Origin of the sequence: Micromonospora globispora (assembly GCF_003857015.1) — a bacterium.
Classification (GTDB): Bacteria; Actinomycetota; Actinomycetes; order Mycobacteriales; family Micromonosporaceae; genus Micromonospora; species Micromonospora globispora.
The window spans coordinates 1-14,132 of record NZ_QGGF01000437.1 but is presented as its reverse complement, the minus strand read 5'-3'; the positions used below and the strand labels follow the sequence as shown (position 1 = coordinate 14,132).

The 14,132-nt window shown below is 71.7% G+C and carries 14 protein-coding genes; 5 read left to right on the top strand and 9 right to left on the bottom strand.

The genetic code is table 11. The annotated features are described in order from the left end of the window. The 4 genes from DKL51_RS23560 to DKL51_RS23545 form a co-directional block, all read right to left on the bottom strand. Window positions 1–219 (bottom strand): hypothetical protein (locus DKL51_RS23560; RefSeq protein WP_124812497.1); only part of this gene is annotated, 219 nt, incomplete at its 3' end. A 132-nt stretch (window positions 220–351) separates the two neighbouring features. Continuing rightward, complete coding sequence (gene trpD / locus DKL51_RS23555) at window positions 352–1,398, bottom strand: anthranilate phosphoribosyltransferase (protein WP_109944874.1); 1,047 nt, start codon at window positions 1,396–1,398, stop codon at window positions 352–354. An 86-nt stretch (window positions 1,399–1,484) separates the two neighbouring features. Continuing rightward, entirely contained in the window at window positions 1,485–1,883 is a 399-nt protein-coding gene (locus tag DKL51_RS23550) for a response regulator (protein ID WP_109944873.1), read from the bottom strand. 105 nt (window positions 1,884–1,988) lie between these two features. Beyond that, window positions 1,989–2,942 carry a cytochrome c oxidase assembly protein gene (locus tag DKL51_RS23545; RefSeq protein ID WP_124812496.1) on the bottom strand — a complete coding sequence of 318 codons (954 nt, stop codon included), beginning with the start codon at window positions 2,940–2,942 and terminating at the stop codon, window positions 1,989–1,991. Window positions 2,943–3,050: 108 nt separating this feature from the next. Here DKL51_RS23545 and ctaE point away from each other — a divergent pair, with 108 nt between their 5' ends. From ctaE to DKL51_RS23520, 5 genes are all read left to right on the top strand, one after another. Beyond that, window positions 3,051–3,650: an aa3-type cytochrome oxidase subunit III gene (ctaE, locus tag DKL51_RS23540; protein WP_109944871.1), complete on the top strand. Its 600-nt coding sequence runs from the start codon at window positions 3,051–3,053 to the stop codon at window positions 3,648–3,650. A 72-nt stretch (window positions 3,651–3,722) separates the two neighbouring features. Beyond that, entirely contained in the window at window positions 3,723–4,559 is an 837-nt protein-coding gene (qcrC, locus tag DKL51_RS23535) for a cytochrome bc1 complex diheme cytochrome c subunit (RefSeq protein WP_109944870.1), read from the top strand. A 67-nt stretch (window positions 4,560–4,626) separates the two neighbouring features. Then, window positions 4,627–5,712: a cytochrome bc1 complex Rieske iron-sulfur subunit gene (gene qcrA / locus DKL51_RS23530; RefSeq protein WP_109944869.1), complete on the top strand. Its 1,086-nt coding sequence runs from the start codon at window positions 4,627–4,629 to the stop codon at window positions 5,710–5,712. Beyond that, window positions 5,709–7,334 carry a cytochrome bc1 complex cytochrome b subunit gene (qcrB, locus tag DKL51_RS23525; protein ID WP_109944868.1) on the top strand — a complete coding sequence of 542 codons (1,626 nt, stop codon included), beginning with the start codon at window positions 5,709–5,711 and terminating at the stop codon, window positions 7,332–7,334. Before qcrA ends, qcrB begins: the two co-directional genes overlap by 4 nt. A gap of 227 nt (window positions 7,335–7,561) precedes the next feature. Then, window positions 7,562–8,239 (top strand): DUF4142 domain-containing protein, encoded by a 678-nt coding sequence (locus DKL51_RS23520; protein ID WP_109944867.1) that lies wholly within the window; start codon window positions 7,562–7,564, stop codon window positions 8,237–8,239. Between the two features lie 64 nt (window positions 8,240–8,303). Here the strand turns inward: DKL51_RS23520 and DKL51_RS23515 are convergent, their stop codons facing one another. The 5 genes from DKL51_RS23515 to DKL51_RS23495 all read right to left on the bottom strand — a co-directional run bounded on the left by DKL51_RS23515 (window position 8,304) and on the right by DKL51_RS23495 (window position 13,830). After that, window positions 8,304–8,591 (bottom strand): Lrp/AsnC family transcriptional regulator, encoded by a 288-nt coding sequence (locus tag DKL51_RS23515; RefSeq protein WP_109944866.1) that lies wholly within the window; start codon window positions 8,589–8,591, stop codon window positions 8,304–8,306. Between the two features lie 80 nt (window positions 8,592–8,671). Further along, the gene (locus DKL51_RS23510; RefSeq protein ID WP_243420632.1) at window positions 8,672–9,544 is read right to left on the bottom strand and encodes a nucleotidyltransferase family protein; all 873 of its coding nucleotides are present in this window, start codon (window positions 9,542–9,544) and stop codon (window positions 8,672–8,674) included. 35 nt (window positions 9,545–9,579) lie between these two features. Continuing rightward, window positions 9,580–10,107, bottom strand: coding sequence for an NUDIX hydrolase (locus tag DKL51_RS23505; protein WP_109944864.1), 528 nt, complete (start codon window positions 10,105–10,107; stop codon window positions 9,580–9,582). Window positions 10,108–10,156: 49 nt separating this feature from the next. Continuing rightward, window positions 10,157–11,947 carry a RelA/SpoT family protein gene (locus tag DKL51_RS23500; protein WP_109944897.1) on the bottom strand — a complete coding sequence of 597 codons (1,791 nt, stop codon included), beginning with the start codon at window positions 11,945–11,947 and terminating at the stop codon, window positions 10,157–10,159. A 128-nt stretch (window positions 11,948–12,075) separates the two neighbouring features. Continuing rightward, the gene (locus tag DKL51_RS23495) at window positions 12,076–13,830 is read right to left on the bottom strand and encodes a DEDD exonuclease domain-containing protein (RefSeq protein WP_109944863.1); all 1,755 of its coding nucleotides are present in this window, start codon (window positions 13,828–13,830) and stop codon (window positions 12,076–12,078) included. Between the last annotated feature and the right edge of the window lie 302 nt (window positions 13,831–14,132).

Genomic DNA, 14,132 nt, shown 5'->3' with positions numbered 1-14,132 from the left:
CGCGTTGCGCACCCCGCGGCGGTGGCCCGGGGTGGCGGGGCGGCGCCGGCGGGCGTCCAGCCGCGGGGTGCGCAACGCGAACGTGGCGATCAGCACGGCCGCACCGCAGCCGGTGCAGACGAACTCCGGACAGTCGACGCCGTGGCCGTCGACGCAGGGCGGGGCCTCGAACAGCTGAACACCCTCGCAGACGTCGCAGTGGAACTCGCGGCCCGACACGGGCGTCTCCTCTCGCTCCCGGTTCCCGCCGGCGGCAGGCCGCCGATCGGCGGAAAACGGAAAATTACTCCCGTGTAGTTTGGCACGCCGCTCTGACACTTTCGCCGGCCACCCGTCCGGCGGGGGGACGCGTCAGAGGGAGCCGGCGACCTCGAGCCAGCGGTCGAGCGCGGCGGCGGCGGCACCGGAGTCGATCGACTCGGCGGCCCGCGTCATCTGGGCCCGCAGCGCGTCGTGCAGGTCACCGTCGAGCGGCCCCTGAGTGGCCAACGCCGCGGCGGCGTTCACCAGCACGGCGTCCCGCACCGGGCCCGTCTCGCCAGCCAGCACCCGTCGGGCCACGTCGGCGTTGTACGCCGCGTCTCCGCCCCGCAGGTCGGCCAGGGTGGACCGGGGCACCCCGAGCTCGGCCGCGTCCAGCAGCGCCTCTCTCACGGTGCCCTGCTGAGCCACCCAGACCCGGGTCGGGGCGGCGGTGGTGAACTCGTCCAGCCCGTCCTCGCCGCGCATCACGATCACCGAGTCGCCGCGGGCGGCGAAGACGGCGGCCATCACCGGGGCCATCCGGAGGTCGAAGCAGCCGACCGCGCCGGCGCGCGGCCGGGCCGGGTTGGTCAGCGGGCCGAGGAAGTTGAACGCGGTCGGCACGCCGATCTCCCGCCGGACCGGGCCGGTGTGGCGCATCCCGGAGTGGAACCGCGCCGCGAAGCAGAACCCGATGCCCGCCTCCGTCACGCAGCGGGCGACGCCCTCCGGGTCCAGGTCCAGCGGTACGCCGAGGAACTCCAGCAGGTCGGCGGTGCCGCAGGAGGACGAGGCGGCGCGGTTGCCGTGCTTGACGACGCGTACGCCGGCGCCGGCCACCACCAGCGCGGCCATGGTGGAGATGTTCACCGTGTGGGCGAGGTCACCGCCGGTGCCCACCACGTCCAGCGCGGTGGACCGCAGCTCCTCGGGCAGGTCCACGGGGACCGCGCGGGCGAGCATCGCCTGGACCAGACCGGCCAGCTCGGACGGCGTCTCGCCCTTGCTCCGCAGGGCCACGGCGAAGCCGGCGATCTGCGCCGGGCTGGCCGAGCCGGCCATGATCTCGTCCATCGCCCAGGCGGTGTCGGCGGTGGAGAGCTCCTCGCCGCGCAGCAGCGCGTTGAGCAGCAGCGGCCAGGTCCGTTCGCCCATGATGGGCCTCCCGAGCGGCTGTGGAATGCGGATCAGGTACGGCGTCGGCGCCACGGCCCCGATGCCGTGGCGCCGAACGAGGTGACTCAGGCCGCGGCGCGCGTACGCCGCAGCAGCTCGGCAATCGTGGTGCCGGTGGTCACCGGGTCGAGCGGGTGCACCAGGGTCGCGTCGACCTCGGCGTACGCGGCCAGCCAGCGGTCGGCGGCCCGGGCGATCACCACGCAGGTCGGCGGGGCGTCGTCCCGGTCGTCCTTGATCTGGCGGGCGATGCCGATCCCGCCGCCCGGGGTGGCCTCACCGTCGAGCAGGAGCAGGTCGATCTCGTAGTCGTCGACCAGCCGGACGCACTCGTCGTAGTCCGAGGCCTCGACGAACTCGATCTCGATCCCCGGCGCGGGCCGGGTACCGACGGCCAGTCGCATCCGGTCCCGGACCTTCGGGTCGTCGCTGTAGAGCAGGACGGTGTAAAGACGATCGCTCATCGCTGACTTGGCTCCCACCTCGTAGCTGCCCGCTGATCGTAGCGGTCGTCACATTCGGCCGGACGGCCCGCCCGGGGCCTCGGTGCGGGTACCCCGGCGCCGTGCTCAGGCGGCCGATTCCGCGGCGCGCTGGCGGGCCTCCTGGCGGTCCAGCTCGCGGTCCACCCGGCGGGCCTCACGCTCGGACTGCTTCACCCACTGGACCACGAGCACGGCCAGCATGGTGACGCTGACGAACTCGCCGCCGGCCCAGAGGATGCCGCCGGCGACCACCTGGTCCTTCCAGGGATCCGACCAGCTCAGGTGCAGCGACGGGTACCAGTCACCGGCGAAGAGGGCGGTGCTCTGCATGATGGTCAGTCCGAGCACGGTGTGGAACGGCACGGAGAGCAGCATCAGCAGAGCCCGGGCGGGGTACGGCCAGCGGCCCGGCAGCGGGTCCAGGCCGAGCAGCGGCCAGAAGAACACGCAGCCCGTGGCGATGAAGTGGGCGTGCACCAGCTCGTGCGCCCAGGCGTGCTCGAGGGTGAAGCGGTACAGGTCGGTGAAGTAGAGCGCGAACGGGTTCACCACGAAGATGGCGAACGCCACCAGCGGGAAGCTGTAGACCCGGGCGATCCGGCTGTGCACGATCGCCAGCAGCCGCTTGCGCGGGCGGACCGGCAGGGTGCGCAGGGCCAGCGTCACCGGGGCGCCCACCGCCAGGAAGATCGGCGCCACCATCGACAGCACCATGTGCTGCACCATGTGCGCCGACAGCAGCGCGGTGTCGTACGCGTCCAGCCCGCTGACCGTGACCGACGCGATGCCGCCCAGGCCCGGGCCGAGGAAGCAGACCGTCCGGACGACCGGCCAGCGGTCGCCGCGCAGCCGGAGCCGGTACACGCCGTACACGTAGAGCCCGGCGGCGATCACCAGCCCGAGGGCCAGCCAGCTGTCCAGCCGGGTCTCGGTGAAAATCCGGGCGACGGTGAAGGGCGGTGGGACGGCCTCGTCCCCCGCCGCGAGGGTCGACGGAGCGACCGAGGTGGCGGCGAAGATCGGATCGACGTGCAGCACGCTTTTCAGGGTAGGTCAGGCGAACCGGACCACCCCGATCGGGCCACGGATGGTGCTGGTTTGCCACCCCGGTGATCGCCGGTCCCGGTCAGGGGCAATAATGACCGCGTGACTGCGGCCCCAGCCATTGACAAGAGCCGGATCCACTCCCTGACCCGACCCAACATGGTCAGCGTCGGGACGATCGTGTGGCTCTCCAGCGAACTCATGTTCTTCGCGGCGCTGTTCGCGATGTACTTCTCGATCCGCGCGGCGGCGCCGGAGCAGTGGGAGAAGCACACCGAGATCCTCAACGTCCCCTACGCGACCACCTTCACGGTGATCCTGGTGTTGTCCTCGGTGACCTGCCAGCTCGGTGTCTTCGCCGCTGAGAAGGGTGACGTCCACGCCCTGCGGCGCTGGTTCACGATCACCTTCGTGATGGGTCTGCTCTTCGTGCTCGGACAGGCGAACGAGTACCGCAACCTGGTGCACGAGGGTGTGAAGATCAACGCCGACGGTTACGGGTCGATGTTCTACCTGACCACCGGCTTCCACGGTCTGCACGTGACCGGCGGCCTGATCGCCTTCATCATCTTCATGATCCGTACGACCATGGGCCGGTTCACCCCGGCACAGGCCACCTCGGCGATCGTCGTGTCCTACTACTGGCACTTCGTCGACGTCGTGTGGATCGGGCTCTACGCCATGATCTACTGGCTCCAGTGATCTTGGCGCGTCACGAACCGCGCCGCTGCTCCGTCCCCTGAGACAAGGTCCAACCGGTTAAGGACACAGGTCATGACTTCTGACAACGACCGCCGACGCGGTCTGCTCGCGCGCCTGCGCGGGCGGCCCGTAGCGCGCAGCAGGGGCCGCCGCCGGCTGGGCGCCGCGGTCCGGCTGTTCGCCGCGCTGATGCTGGCCGGCGGCGCCTACACCGTCTTCGCCCCCGGCGCACAGGCGCAGGACAACCCGCCGATGAGCGCCGCCGCCGGCGAGGGCAAGGCGCTGTTCGACGTGAGCTGCGTGACCTGTCACGGTCGCAACGCCCAGGGTGTCGAGGGCCGCGGGCCGAGCCTGATCGGCGTCGGCTCGGCCGCGGTCGAGTTCCAGGTGAGCAGCGGTCGCATGCCGATGGCCCGCCAGGAGGCCCAGGCCATGCGGAAGCCGCCGGCGTTCACCGACGAGCAGGTGCGCCAGCTCGGCCAGTACATCCAGGAACTCGGCGGCGGCCCGCAGGTCCCCGAGGGCAACAACCTGCACCAGAACGCCGACCTGGCCGCCGGTGGCGAGCTGTTCCGGATCAACTGCTCCCAGTGCCACGCCTTCGGCGGTGGCGGCGGTGCCCTCTCCTCCGGCAAGTACGCGCCGAGCCTGCACCCGGCCAGCGACCGGCAGATCTACGCCGCCATGCTGAGCGGCCCGCAGAACATGCCGGTCTTCGGCGACAACCAGCTGCGGCCGGAGCAGAAGGCGGACATCATCGCCTACATTCAGGAGAACCTGAAGCACACTCAGGATCAGGGCGGTTTCAACCTGGGCCGGTACGGCCCGTCGACCGAGGGTCTGGCGGCCTTCCTGATCGGCATCGTCGCGCTGGTCTTCGCGAGCCTGTGGATTGCGGGCAAGTCGTGATCGAGCGGATCATTCGTTTCAGTGCTGCGGTGCCGGGCTTCGGCACCGCCCGTAGCGAGGTGACGGCATGAGCACCCACACCGAGCAGCAGGCCCCGCAGGGCCGGGAGCCGCTCGACGTCAACGACCCCCGGCTCTCCCGGTTCGAGATCGTCCAGGAGGGTGCGCGGCGGGACGACATCGAGATCGTCCACTACGAGCCGCAGTTCGTCCCGGGCAGCAAGGCGGAGCGGCGGATGACCCGCACGATCGCCTTGTTCTTCCTGCTGACCGGCCTGGCCGCGACCGCCTTCCTGATCATCTACATCTGGTGGCCCTGGAAGTACGAGCCGGGCCGCGGCGGCGACAAGTACTACACCCCGCTGCTCGGCCTGACCCTCGGCATCGCGCTCCTCGGCATCGGCTTCGGCATCCTCACCTGGGGAAAGAAGTTGCTGCCCAAGGAGGTCTCGATCCAGGACCGGCACGACCAGCCGGGCTCCCCGGAGGAGCGCAAGATCACCGGCGAGACCATGCTCTACATGGCCGACGAGCTGGGCGTCCGGCGGCGGCCGCTGCTCGGCGTCTCGCTGCTGGCCGGCCTGCTGCCGGTCGGCGCGGTGGTCGCGGCGCCGCTGGTCGGTGGCCTGATCTCCGACCCGCACAAGAACAACCAGATGTTCACCACCGGCTTCAAGCCGGTGGACGGCAAGAAGGTCCGCCTGGTCAGCCAGGACGGCCGGCCGATCCGCCCGGCGGACGTCAGCGTGGGTGGACAGCTCACCGTCTTCCCCGGCATCAAGGACGGCGTGAGCAACAAGCACGCCGACTCGCCCACCCTGCTGATCCACCTGCGGGAGGACGACGCCCAGCAGTCCCGGGAGGCCAACGCCCGCATCGGCCACGGCGGCTACATGTGGGGCAACTACGCGGCGTTCTCTAAGGTCTGCACGCACGCCGGCTGCCCGGCCAGCCTCTACGAGCAGCAGACCAACCGCCTGCTCTGCCCGTGCCACCAGTCGCAGTTCCACATCACCGACAACGCCCGGCCCATCTTCGGCCCGGCGAGCCGGAGGCTGCCGCAGCTGCCGATCGAGGTGGACGAGGAGGGCTTCTTCGTGGCGAAGTCCGACTACACCGAAACCATCGGCCCCGACTTTTGGGAGCGGCCATGAAGCGCCGAAAGTTTGACGTAGCAGCGGTGCCGGCCAAGACCGCCGGTGCCCTGGACGACCGCTTCCAGGCGGCCACCCCGCTGCGGAAGCTGCTCAACAAGGTCTTCCCGGACCACTGGTCCTTTCTGCTCGGCGAGATCGCGCTCTTCTCGTTCGTCGTGCTGCTGCTGACCGGTGTCTTCCTGACCTTCTTCTTCGAGCCGGCGATGACCGAGGTGGTCTACAACGGCAGCTACGCCCCGCTGCGGGGCACGCCGATGTCCGCCGCGTACGCCTCGAGCCTGAACCTGTCGTTCGACGTCCGGGGCGGCCTGGTCATGCGGCAGATGCACCACTGGGCGGCGCTGCTGTTCATGGCCTCGATCGTGGTGCACATGCTGCGGGTCTTCTTCACCGGCGCGTTCCGCAAGCCGCGGGAGACGAACTGGGTCATCGGGTCGCTGCTGTTCTGGGTCGGCTTCCTGGCCGGCTTCACCGGCTACTCGCTGCCGGACGACGCCCTCTCCGGCACCGGCCTGCGGATCGCGTCCGGCATCATGCTGTCGATCCCGGTGATCGGCTCCTGGGTCACCTCGTCGATCTTCGGCGGGGAGTTCCCCGGCGCGATCCTCATCAGCCGGGCCTTCATCGCTCACGTGCTGCTCATCCCGGGTCTGCTGGTGGCGCTGATCAGCGTCCACCTGGGCCTGGTCTTCAAGCAGAAGCACACCCAGTGGCCCGGCCCCGGCCGGACCAACGAGAACGTGGTCGGCGAGCGGATGTTCCCCCGCTACGCGCTCAAGCAGGGCGGCTTCTTCATGCTCGTCTTCGGCGTGATCGCGCTGATGGGTGGCCTCTTCCAGATCAACCCGATCTGGTACTTCGGCCCGTACGAGGCGTGGACGGTCTCGGCCGCCAGCCAGCCCGACTGGTACGTCATGTTCCTCGACGGCTCGACCCGGCTCATGCCGGCCTGGGAGATCAACATTCCGATCGGCGACGGGTACGTCATCCCGCCGATCTTCTGGCCGACGGTCGTCCTGCCCGGCATCCTGGTCGGGATCTCCCTGCTCTACCCGTTCCTGGAGGCGCGGCAGCTCAAGGACTACAAGCACCACAACCTGCTCCAGCGGCCCCGCGACGTGCCGGCGCGCACCGCGGCCGGGGCGATGGCGGTGGCGTTCTTCCTCGTGCTGACCCTCACCGGCGCCAACGACGTCATCGCCGACAAGTTCCATATCAGCCTGAACGCGATGACCTGGGCGGGTCGGATCGGTCTGCTGATCGTCCCGCCGCTGGCCTACTACGTCGCGTACCGGATGTGCCTGGGTCTTCAGCAGCACGACCGGGAGGTGCTGGCCCACGGCGTGGAGACCGGCATCATCAAGCGGCTGCCGGACGGCCGGTTCGTCGAGGTCCACCAGCCGCTCACCGCGGCCGCCGACGACGGCCACGGCGAGCTGGACTACGTCGGCTGGGTCGTGCCGAAGAAGATGAACCGGCTCGGGGCCCTCGGCCCGGCCATCCGGGGCTTCTTCTACCCGATCGAGCGGCCGGCCGAGGCGCCGGTCTCGCCGGGGCACCCGCCGGTCGAGGCCCGACCGGAGCGGGAGGAGATCACCAGCGGCGAGAGCCGTCGCTGACCCGCCCGACACACCTGACCGTGGCGCCCGCCGGATCTCCGGCGGGCGCCACGTCCGTTTTCCGGCGCCGTCGTGGCCCGACGGCGCAGGTCCGTGCCGCCGTACGTCTTCGTGCCCGCCGGTCCCGCTCCGGCGTCCCGCCACCCCCCGACACGGACGGGTGGAATCGCAGGAATATCCCCGGTCAGCCGGGTATCCGTGCGGTCCAACGAAAAAGGGGGGGAAAAATGTTGGGTATCAAACGCCTCGGACTGCTGGCGGCCCTCGTGGTGGTCGGGCTGGCACCCGCGGCGGCGGCGCAGGCCGCGGCACAGCCGTCGACCCAGGACACCCAGTACCTGCAGGCCCTGCACCAGGTGAACCTCGCGGAAATCGTCACGGGCAACCTGGCGCAGCAGAAGGGCCAGAACCAGCAGGTCAAGGACCTGGGCAAGCAGTTCGTGACGGACCACACCCAGCTGGACCAGACGGTGCAGAGCACCGCGCAGCAGCTCAACGTGCAGTTGCCGACGCAGCCCACCGCCGACCAGCAGAAGGTGGTCGACAAGCTGAACAGCACCAGCGGCGCCGAGTTCGACAAGGCGTGGGTGACCGCGGAGCTGGCCGGTCACGTCCAGGCCATCCAGGCCACCCAGACCGAGATCTCGCAGGGTTCCGAGCAGTCGGTGGTCCAGTTGGCCCAGGACGCCCTGCCGGTGCTGCAGGCGCACCTCGACGCGCTGACGGCCCTGGCCCAGACCCTGGGCGTTCCGGTCCCGCAGACCAGCGCCAGCGGCACGGCGAGCCCGAGCGGCAGCGCGACGCCGGGTCCGGGCGGCACCGAGTCCCCGACTCCGGGCGGCACGACGACCGAGTCGCCGACCCCGGGCACCACGGAGACCGCGCCGGCCCCGAGCGCCAGCTGACGCCGTCCGGCCGATGATGGCCGGTCCGCCCTCCCGGGCGGGCCGGCCATCGCGCTTTGCCCGGTCAGTCGGCGCTCGCCAGGCCGATCGCGAACGCCTCCTCCAGGTCGTGCTGCGAGTACGCGCGGAAGGCGATGTGCGACTCGGTGTTGAGCACCCCGGGCACCTTGGAGATGCGGCCGGCGATGACCTGGGCGATCTGGTCGAACTCGCGGACCCGCACCATGGCGATCAGGTCGACGTGGCCGGCCACGGAGTAGACCTCGCTGACGCCGGGCAGGTTGGCCAGGGTCTCGGCCACCTCGGGGATCGAGTCGGTGGCGCAGTCGATCAGCACGATCGCGGTGATCACGGGACATTTCTCCGTTCGTCGGCGTCGTCGCCCATGCTAGAGGCTGCGCCTGGCACGTCGTCCCCGGCTCGTCGATCCGGCTACCGCCGGGCCGCCGCGACCGTGAGGTCGGTGCCCGCGCGGATCGCGTCGGTGAGCCGTTCGCCGGCGTGCACCGTCGCGCCGGGCCACACCACGGTGCGGGTGACCGCCCCCAGGACGGTCGCCCCGGCGCCGACCACCGCCTGACGTACCGGGCCGGTGACCGTGGCCGAGGGGTCGACCAGGCAGCCGCCGCCGGTCGCGTGCAGGTTGGCCGCCAGGTAGTCGGCCGGGGTGCCGGTGTCGTAGAAGGTGCCGCGGTACGGCACCACCTCCAGCGCGCCGGCCGCCTCCGCCGGCCGCCACACCGTCCGGACCAGGTCGCCGAAGCTGGCCGGCAGATCATGGACCAGCCGCCACGGCAGCAGCGAAAAACCGACGAACCGGTGACCGCTGAAGGTGCCGGGCGCCGCCGGGTCGTCGGCCGGCTGGCCGAGCAGCCGTACGCACCGCCCGTCCCAGCCGTCCAGCAGCGCGGCGATGTCCGGTCCCGGCGCGACCTGCCGGTCGGCCAGGTACGCGTCGGCGTTGCCGACCAGGACGCCCCGGCCGGCGATCCACTCCCGGAGGTTGCCCACACCGCCCGCGGTGCCGAGCGGCTCGCCCGGCTCGACCGACAGGTGGGCCCGCAACCCGACGTGCGCCACCACCCGGTCACCCAGGTAGCAGGCGTTCACCGCGACCCGCTCGGGGCCGGTGAGACCCAGCCCGGCCAGCCGGTTTAGGACCCGGTCCAGCAGCGGCACGTTCCCGACCGGGCAGAGCGCCTTGGGCAGCCGCTCGGTCAACGGTCGCAGCCGGGTGCCCTCACCTGCGGCGAGCACCACCGCGCAGACGTCGACCGCTGCCCGCCAGCCCTGGCCGGCGGTCACGGCCCCGGCACCGCCGTCGTCCGGCCGGGCACCCGTCATACCCGGCGCGCGCTCTGGTCCGCCTGGGGACCGATGCCGTACCGGCCGAGCAGGGCGGCCGTGGCGCGGCTCAACCGCGGCAGGTCGTCCAGCGGGTGCCAGGCCGCCTCGAAGACCTCGGCGCCGTCCACCACCAGCTCGGTGCTCGACGCCGGCACCTCGGTCTCGAAGACCACGTCCACCCAGCCCTTGGCGTGCACCACCGCGTTCGGCACCGCCGGGCGGAGCCGCTCGGGGGACAGCCGGATGCCCGACTCCTCGAACAGCTCCCGGGCCGCGCCGACCACCGGCGCCTCACCGCGCTGCAGCAGCCCCGCCGGGAGCGTCCAGCTGTACCCGGGCGGCTGGCGCAGCAGCAGCAGCCGGCTCGCCCCCTCGGCCTCGGTGTCCCAGACCAGGGTGACCGCGCCGACGATGTACTTCGGCACGGCGAGGCGCACCAGCCGGCGGCGCAACGGGACGGGCAGCCGGTAGAAGACCTGGTACGCGAAGGCCCGTCCGGTGGCGCGCGAGCGGGGGATCATGCCTCCAGGCTAGTGGCCGTGCGGCGTTGCCGTGCGAGCGGCGTTCGCCCTACTGCCGGTGGTCGACGAGGTCGATCAGCTGCCGGACCACCGCGTCCGGCTCGATGGCCCGGTCGAAGACGGCCACCAGCAGGGTCTCCAGGTCGGGATAGCCCAGTTCCTCGGAGAGTCGCAGCAGCGGCAGGTCGCTGGCCAGGCCCCGGTCGTGCTTGCGCAGCGCCAGCCCGATGGTGGCGCGGCCGAGGCGTACCTTGTCGGCGATCGTGATGCCGGGCTCGGTGTGCTCGGCGAACCAGCGGCTGATCTGCATCTGCGCGTGCGGTGACTTCACGAAGCCGAGCCACTCCCGGCGCGGCCCGCGCGGGGCCACGTCGACCTCGAAGCCGCTCTCCGCGTCGGACTCGGTGAAGATCTCCACCACGTCGCCCTCGTCCAGTTCGGAGGAGAGGGGCGCCAGTCGGCCGTTGATCCGCGCCGCCAGGCAGTGGTCACCCCGCTCGGTGCCCAGCTCGTACGCCAGGTCCACCGGGGTGGCCCCGGCGGGCAGGACGACCTGCCGGCCGTCGGCGACCACCTGGATCTGCGCCTCCGCCAGGTCGCAGCGCAGCGACTGGAGGAACTGCGCCGGGTCGGCGGTCTCCTGCTCCCAGTCGAGCACCCGGCGCAGCCAGGCCAGCTCGTCGGCCCGGTCGGCGTCCCGCCCCGTGGTGCGGGGGAAGCGGTAGTGGGCGGCGACGCCGTACTCCGCGGCGCGGTGCATCTCCTCCGTACGGATCAGCACCTCCACGGTGCGCTCCTGCGGGCCGCAGACGCTGGTGTGCAGCGAGCGGTAGAGGTTGTTCTTCGGGGAGGCGATGTAGTCCTTGAAGCGGCCGGGCACCGGGCGCCAGAGCCCGTGGACGGCGCCGAGTGCGGCGTAGCAGTCGGTGGCCGGACCATCCACCACGATGGCGATGCGGGGCAGGTCGAACGGGGCGGCGTGGCCGCCGGCCACGGTGTCCTTCCAGATCGAGTAAAGGTGCCGGGGTCGGGGGGAGACCTCCGCGTCCACCCGGCTGCGGCGCAGCGCCACCTTGGCCCGGGCCACCACGTCGTCGAGGTACGCGTCCCAGCCGGGCCGGTCGTGCACGTGCCGGGCGATCCTGGCGTGCTCGTCGGGCTCCAGGTGCAGCAGCACCACGTCGTCCAGCTCGCGTTTCAAGGTCTGGATGCCCAGCCGGTCGCAGAGCGGGACCAGCACTTCCTGGGTGGCCCGGGCGATGCGCTGGCGGGAGGCGGGGGAGCGGACCCCGAGGGTGCGCATGTTGTGCACCCGGTCGGCCAGCTTGATGATCAGGACCCGGACGTCCTTGCCCGCCGCGATGATCATCTTGCGGATGGTCTCCGCCTCGGCGGCCTTGCCGTAGAACGCCTTGTCGAACTTGGTCACCCCGTCGACCAGGTGGGTCACCTCCGGGCCGAAGTCCTCGGACAGCGCCTGGAGCGTGTAGCGGGTGTCCTCCACGGTGTCGTGTAGCAGCGCGGCGACCAGGGTGGTGGTGTCCATGCCCAGCTCGGCGCAGATCTCCGCGACCGCGAGCGGGTGCGTGATGTACGGCTCGCCACTCTTGCGGAACTGGCCGCGGTGCATGTTCTCCGCGATGGTGTAGGCCCGGCGCAGCACCGACGAGTCGGCGCTGGCGTGGATGCCCCGGTGGATGCGGACCAGGGTGCTGACCGGGTCGGTGTCGGTGGTGGGCCAGGTGAGCAGGGAGCGCAACCGGCGGGTCAGCGGCAGCTCGCCAGGCTGGGTAGGAAGGGCGCCCCCCAGGGCGGCGCCGTGTCCGGCGTCGACGTCCACCTGGGACACCTCCTCACCCCGGCCCCGCGATCGCCGTCACCGACGAACGGGAGCAGGCCCGCGAAACGGGCAGGACTGCACTTCTCTAACAGCCTAAGCGAGTTGACGTAGTCCGATCGGTCACTTGGTCATGAGCGTTCGGTCGAGAGTTGGCGGGACGCCGCGTTTTCCGCCTTGGTCAACAGGTCCCGGAAGCGGCCCGCGCCCGCGATCGGCGACGCCCAGCCAGAAGACATTTCCACCAGCCGGGTCTCCGGTCGCTCCAACCAGGACAGGATCCGCTCGGACTCCTCGGCGGAGGCCCGGGGGACCGGGCCGTGCCCGGGCAGGACCGTCTCCGCGGTCGCCCGGATCGCCTCCAGCGTCGGTCGCGGGTGGACACCCGGCGGGGACACTCCGGCGCCGGCCAGCCGGCCGTGCCGGACCAGGGCCAGCTCCCAGCCGCCGTTCGGCGCCCGGCGGGCGGCGGCCACCTCGGCGATCCCGGTCAGCCCGGCCAGGCGCTGCATCCGCACCGCCGCCCGGAGCACCGCCGCCAGCCGGGCCCGCACCACCGCCGCCTCCTCGTAGCGCTGGTCCCGGGAGAGCACCTCGATCCGGGCGAGCAGCGCGTCGATCACGACCTGCGGGTCGCTGGTGGTCGCCGTACGAAAGGGCGTGGCGGCGCGGTCGTCGTACTCCTCGGGTGAGATCCGGTGCTCGCAGGGCGCCGGGCAGCGACCCAGCTCGGCCAGCGCGCAGGCCGGCATGGTGGTGCGCCGCGACAGCCGGTGGGTGCACTGGCGCAGCGGCACTGCGTCGTGGAACCCGGCCGCGGCCAGCTCGGCCGCCTGCCGGGACCGGAACGGACCCAGGTACGCCGTGTCGGTCGGGGCGAGGTTGCGCACCACCGACAGCCGCGGGTACGCCTCGTCGGTCAGCTTGAGCCAGACCATCCGCTCCGGGAACTTGGACCGGCGGTTGTACGGTGGCGCGTGCGCGGCGATCAGCCGCAACTCGCGCACCTCGGCCTCCAGCGCGTGGGCGCACTCGACCGCCTCGACCCGCTCGGCGGCGGCCAGCATCTCGGAGATCCGGGCCCGCTTCTCCCCGGCGGTGAAGTAGCTGCGCACCCGGGTGGCGATGTCACCGGAGGTGCCGACGTAGAGCGGCCGGTCGTCGGCGGCCCGGAAGATGTAGACCCCAGGTATCTTGGGCAACCCCTCGGCCAGGTGCCGCTTGCGGCGCTGGGTCGGGGTGACCGCCCTGGCGAACTCGATCGCGTCGCCGACCGTCTCCACCCGGTGCCCGCCGAGCCGGCCGATCAACCCGTGCAGGACGTCGACGGTGGCCTTGGCGTCGTCGAGCGCCCGGTGGGTCGGCTGGGTGGCGGTGCGGAAGTAGGCGGCCAGCGTGCCGAGCTTGCGGTTGGGCACCTCGTCGCGGGTGAGCACCCGGCGGGCCAGCGCCGCGGTGTCCAGCACCCGGGGGTTGGGCCAGCGGTAGCCGTGCTTCGCGCAGGCGGCCTTCAGGAAGCCCACGTCGTAGGGGGCGTTGTGGGCGACCAGCACGGCGTCGGAGATGAACTCCAGGAAGCTCGGCAGCACCTGCTCGATCGGCGGCGCCGGGATGAGCATGGCCTGGGTGATCCCGGTGAGCACGGTGATGAACGGCGGAATCGGCTCCCCCGGGTTGACCAACGTGGCGAGCACCCCCAGCTGCTCACCGCCGCGCACCTTCACCGCGCCGATCTCGGTGATCCCGCCGCCGTCCGGTGCGCCGCCGGTGGTCTCCAGGTCGACCACCACGAAGGTCGTCGCGTACAGCGGGAGCGCCGGGTCCACGCCCTGCCCCGCCGGGTCCAGGCCGGCCAGCGCCTCCTGGACGTACTCCGCTTGTGCCACCCGCGGGACGCTAGCGGCGGGGTCCGACACTCCCGCCTCGGCGGCCCCACCAGTCACCACCGGTCTAGGATGAGAGATCGGCTCACTCACCGGGCGGTGGGCCCGCTCGCGGTGGGAGACTTGCCACATGCCCCTCACCGAGCCGTACGACGACCACCTCCCCGAGGAGGAGCCGGTGGCCGCCGTGGAGGGAGTGTCGGACCCCGCCGCTAGCGTCCCGCGGGTGGCACAAGCGGAGTACGTCCAGGAGGCGCTGGCCGGCCTGGACCCGGCGGGGCAGGGCGTGGACCCGGCGCTCCCGC

Coding starts and splice junctions, on each gene's coding strand:
- trpD (WP_109944874.1), bottom strand. CDS start 1,398: ATGGGCGAACGGACCTGGCCGCTGCTGCTCAACGCGCTGCTGCGCGGC.
- DKL51_RS23550 (WP_109944873.1), bottom strand. CDS start 1,883: ATGAGCGATCGTCTTTACACCGTCCTGCTCTACAGCGACGACCCGAAG.
- qcrC (WP_109944870.1), top strand. CDS start 3,723: ATGACTTCTGACAACGACCGCCGACGCGGTCTGCTCGCGCGCCTGCGC.
- qcrA (WP_109944869.1), top strand. CDS start 4,627: ATGAGCACCCACACCGAGCAGCAGGCCCCGCAGGGCCGGGAGCCGCTC.
- qcrB (WP_109944868.1), top strand. CDS start 5,709: ATGAAGCGCCGAAAGTTTGACGTAGCAGCGGTGCCGGCCAAGACCGCC.
- DKL51_RS23520 (WP_109944867.1), top strand. CDS start 7,562: ATGTTGGGTATCAAACGCCTCGGACTGCTGGCGGCCCTCGTGGTGGTC.
- DKL51_RS23505 (WP_109944864.1), bottom strand. CDS start 10,107: ATGATCCCCCGCTCGCGCGCCACCGGACGGGCCTTCGCGTACCAGGTC.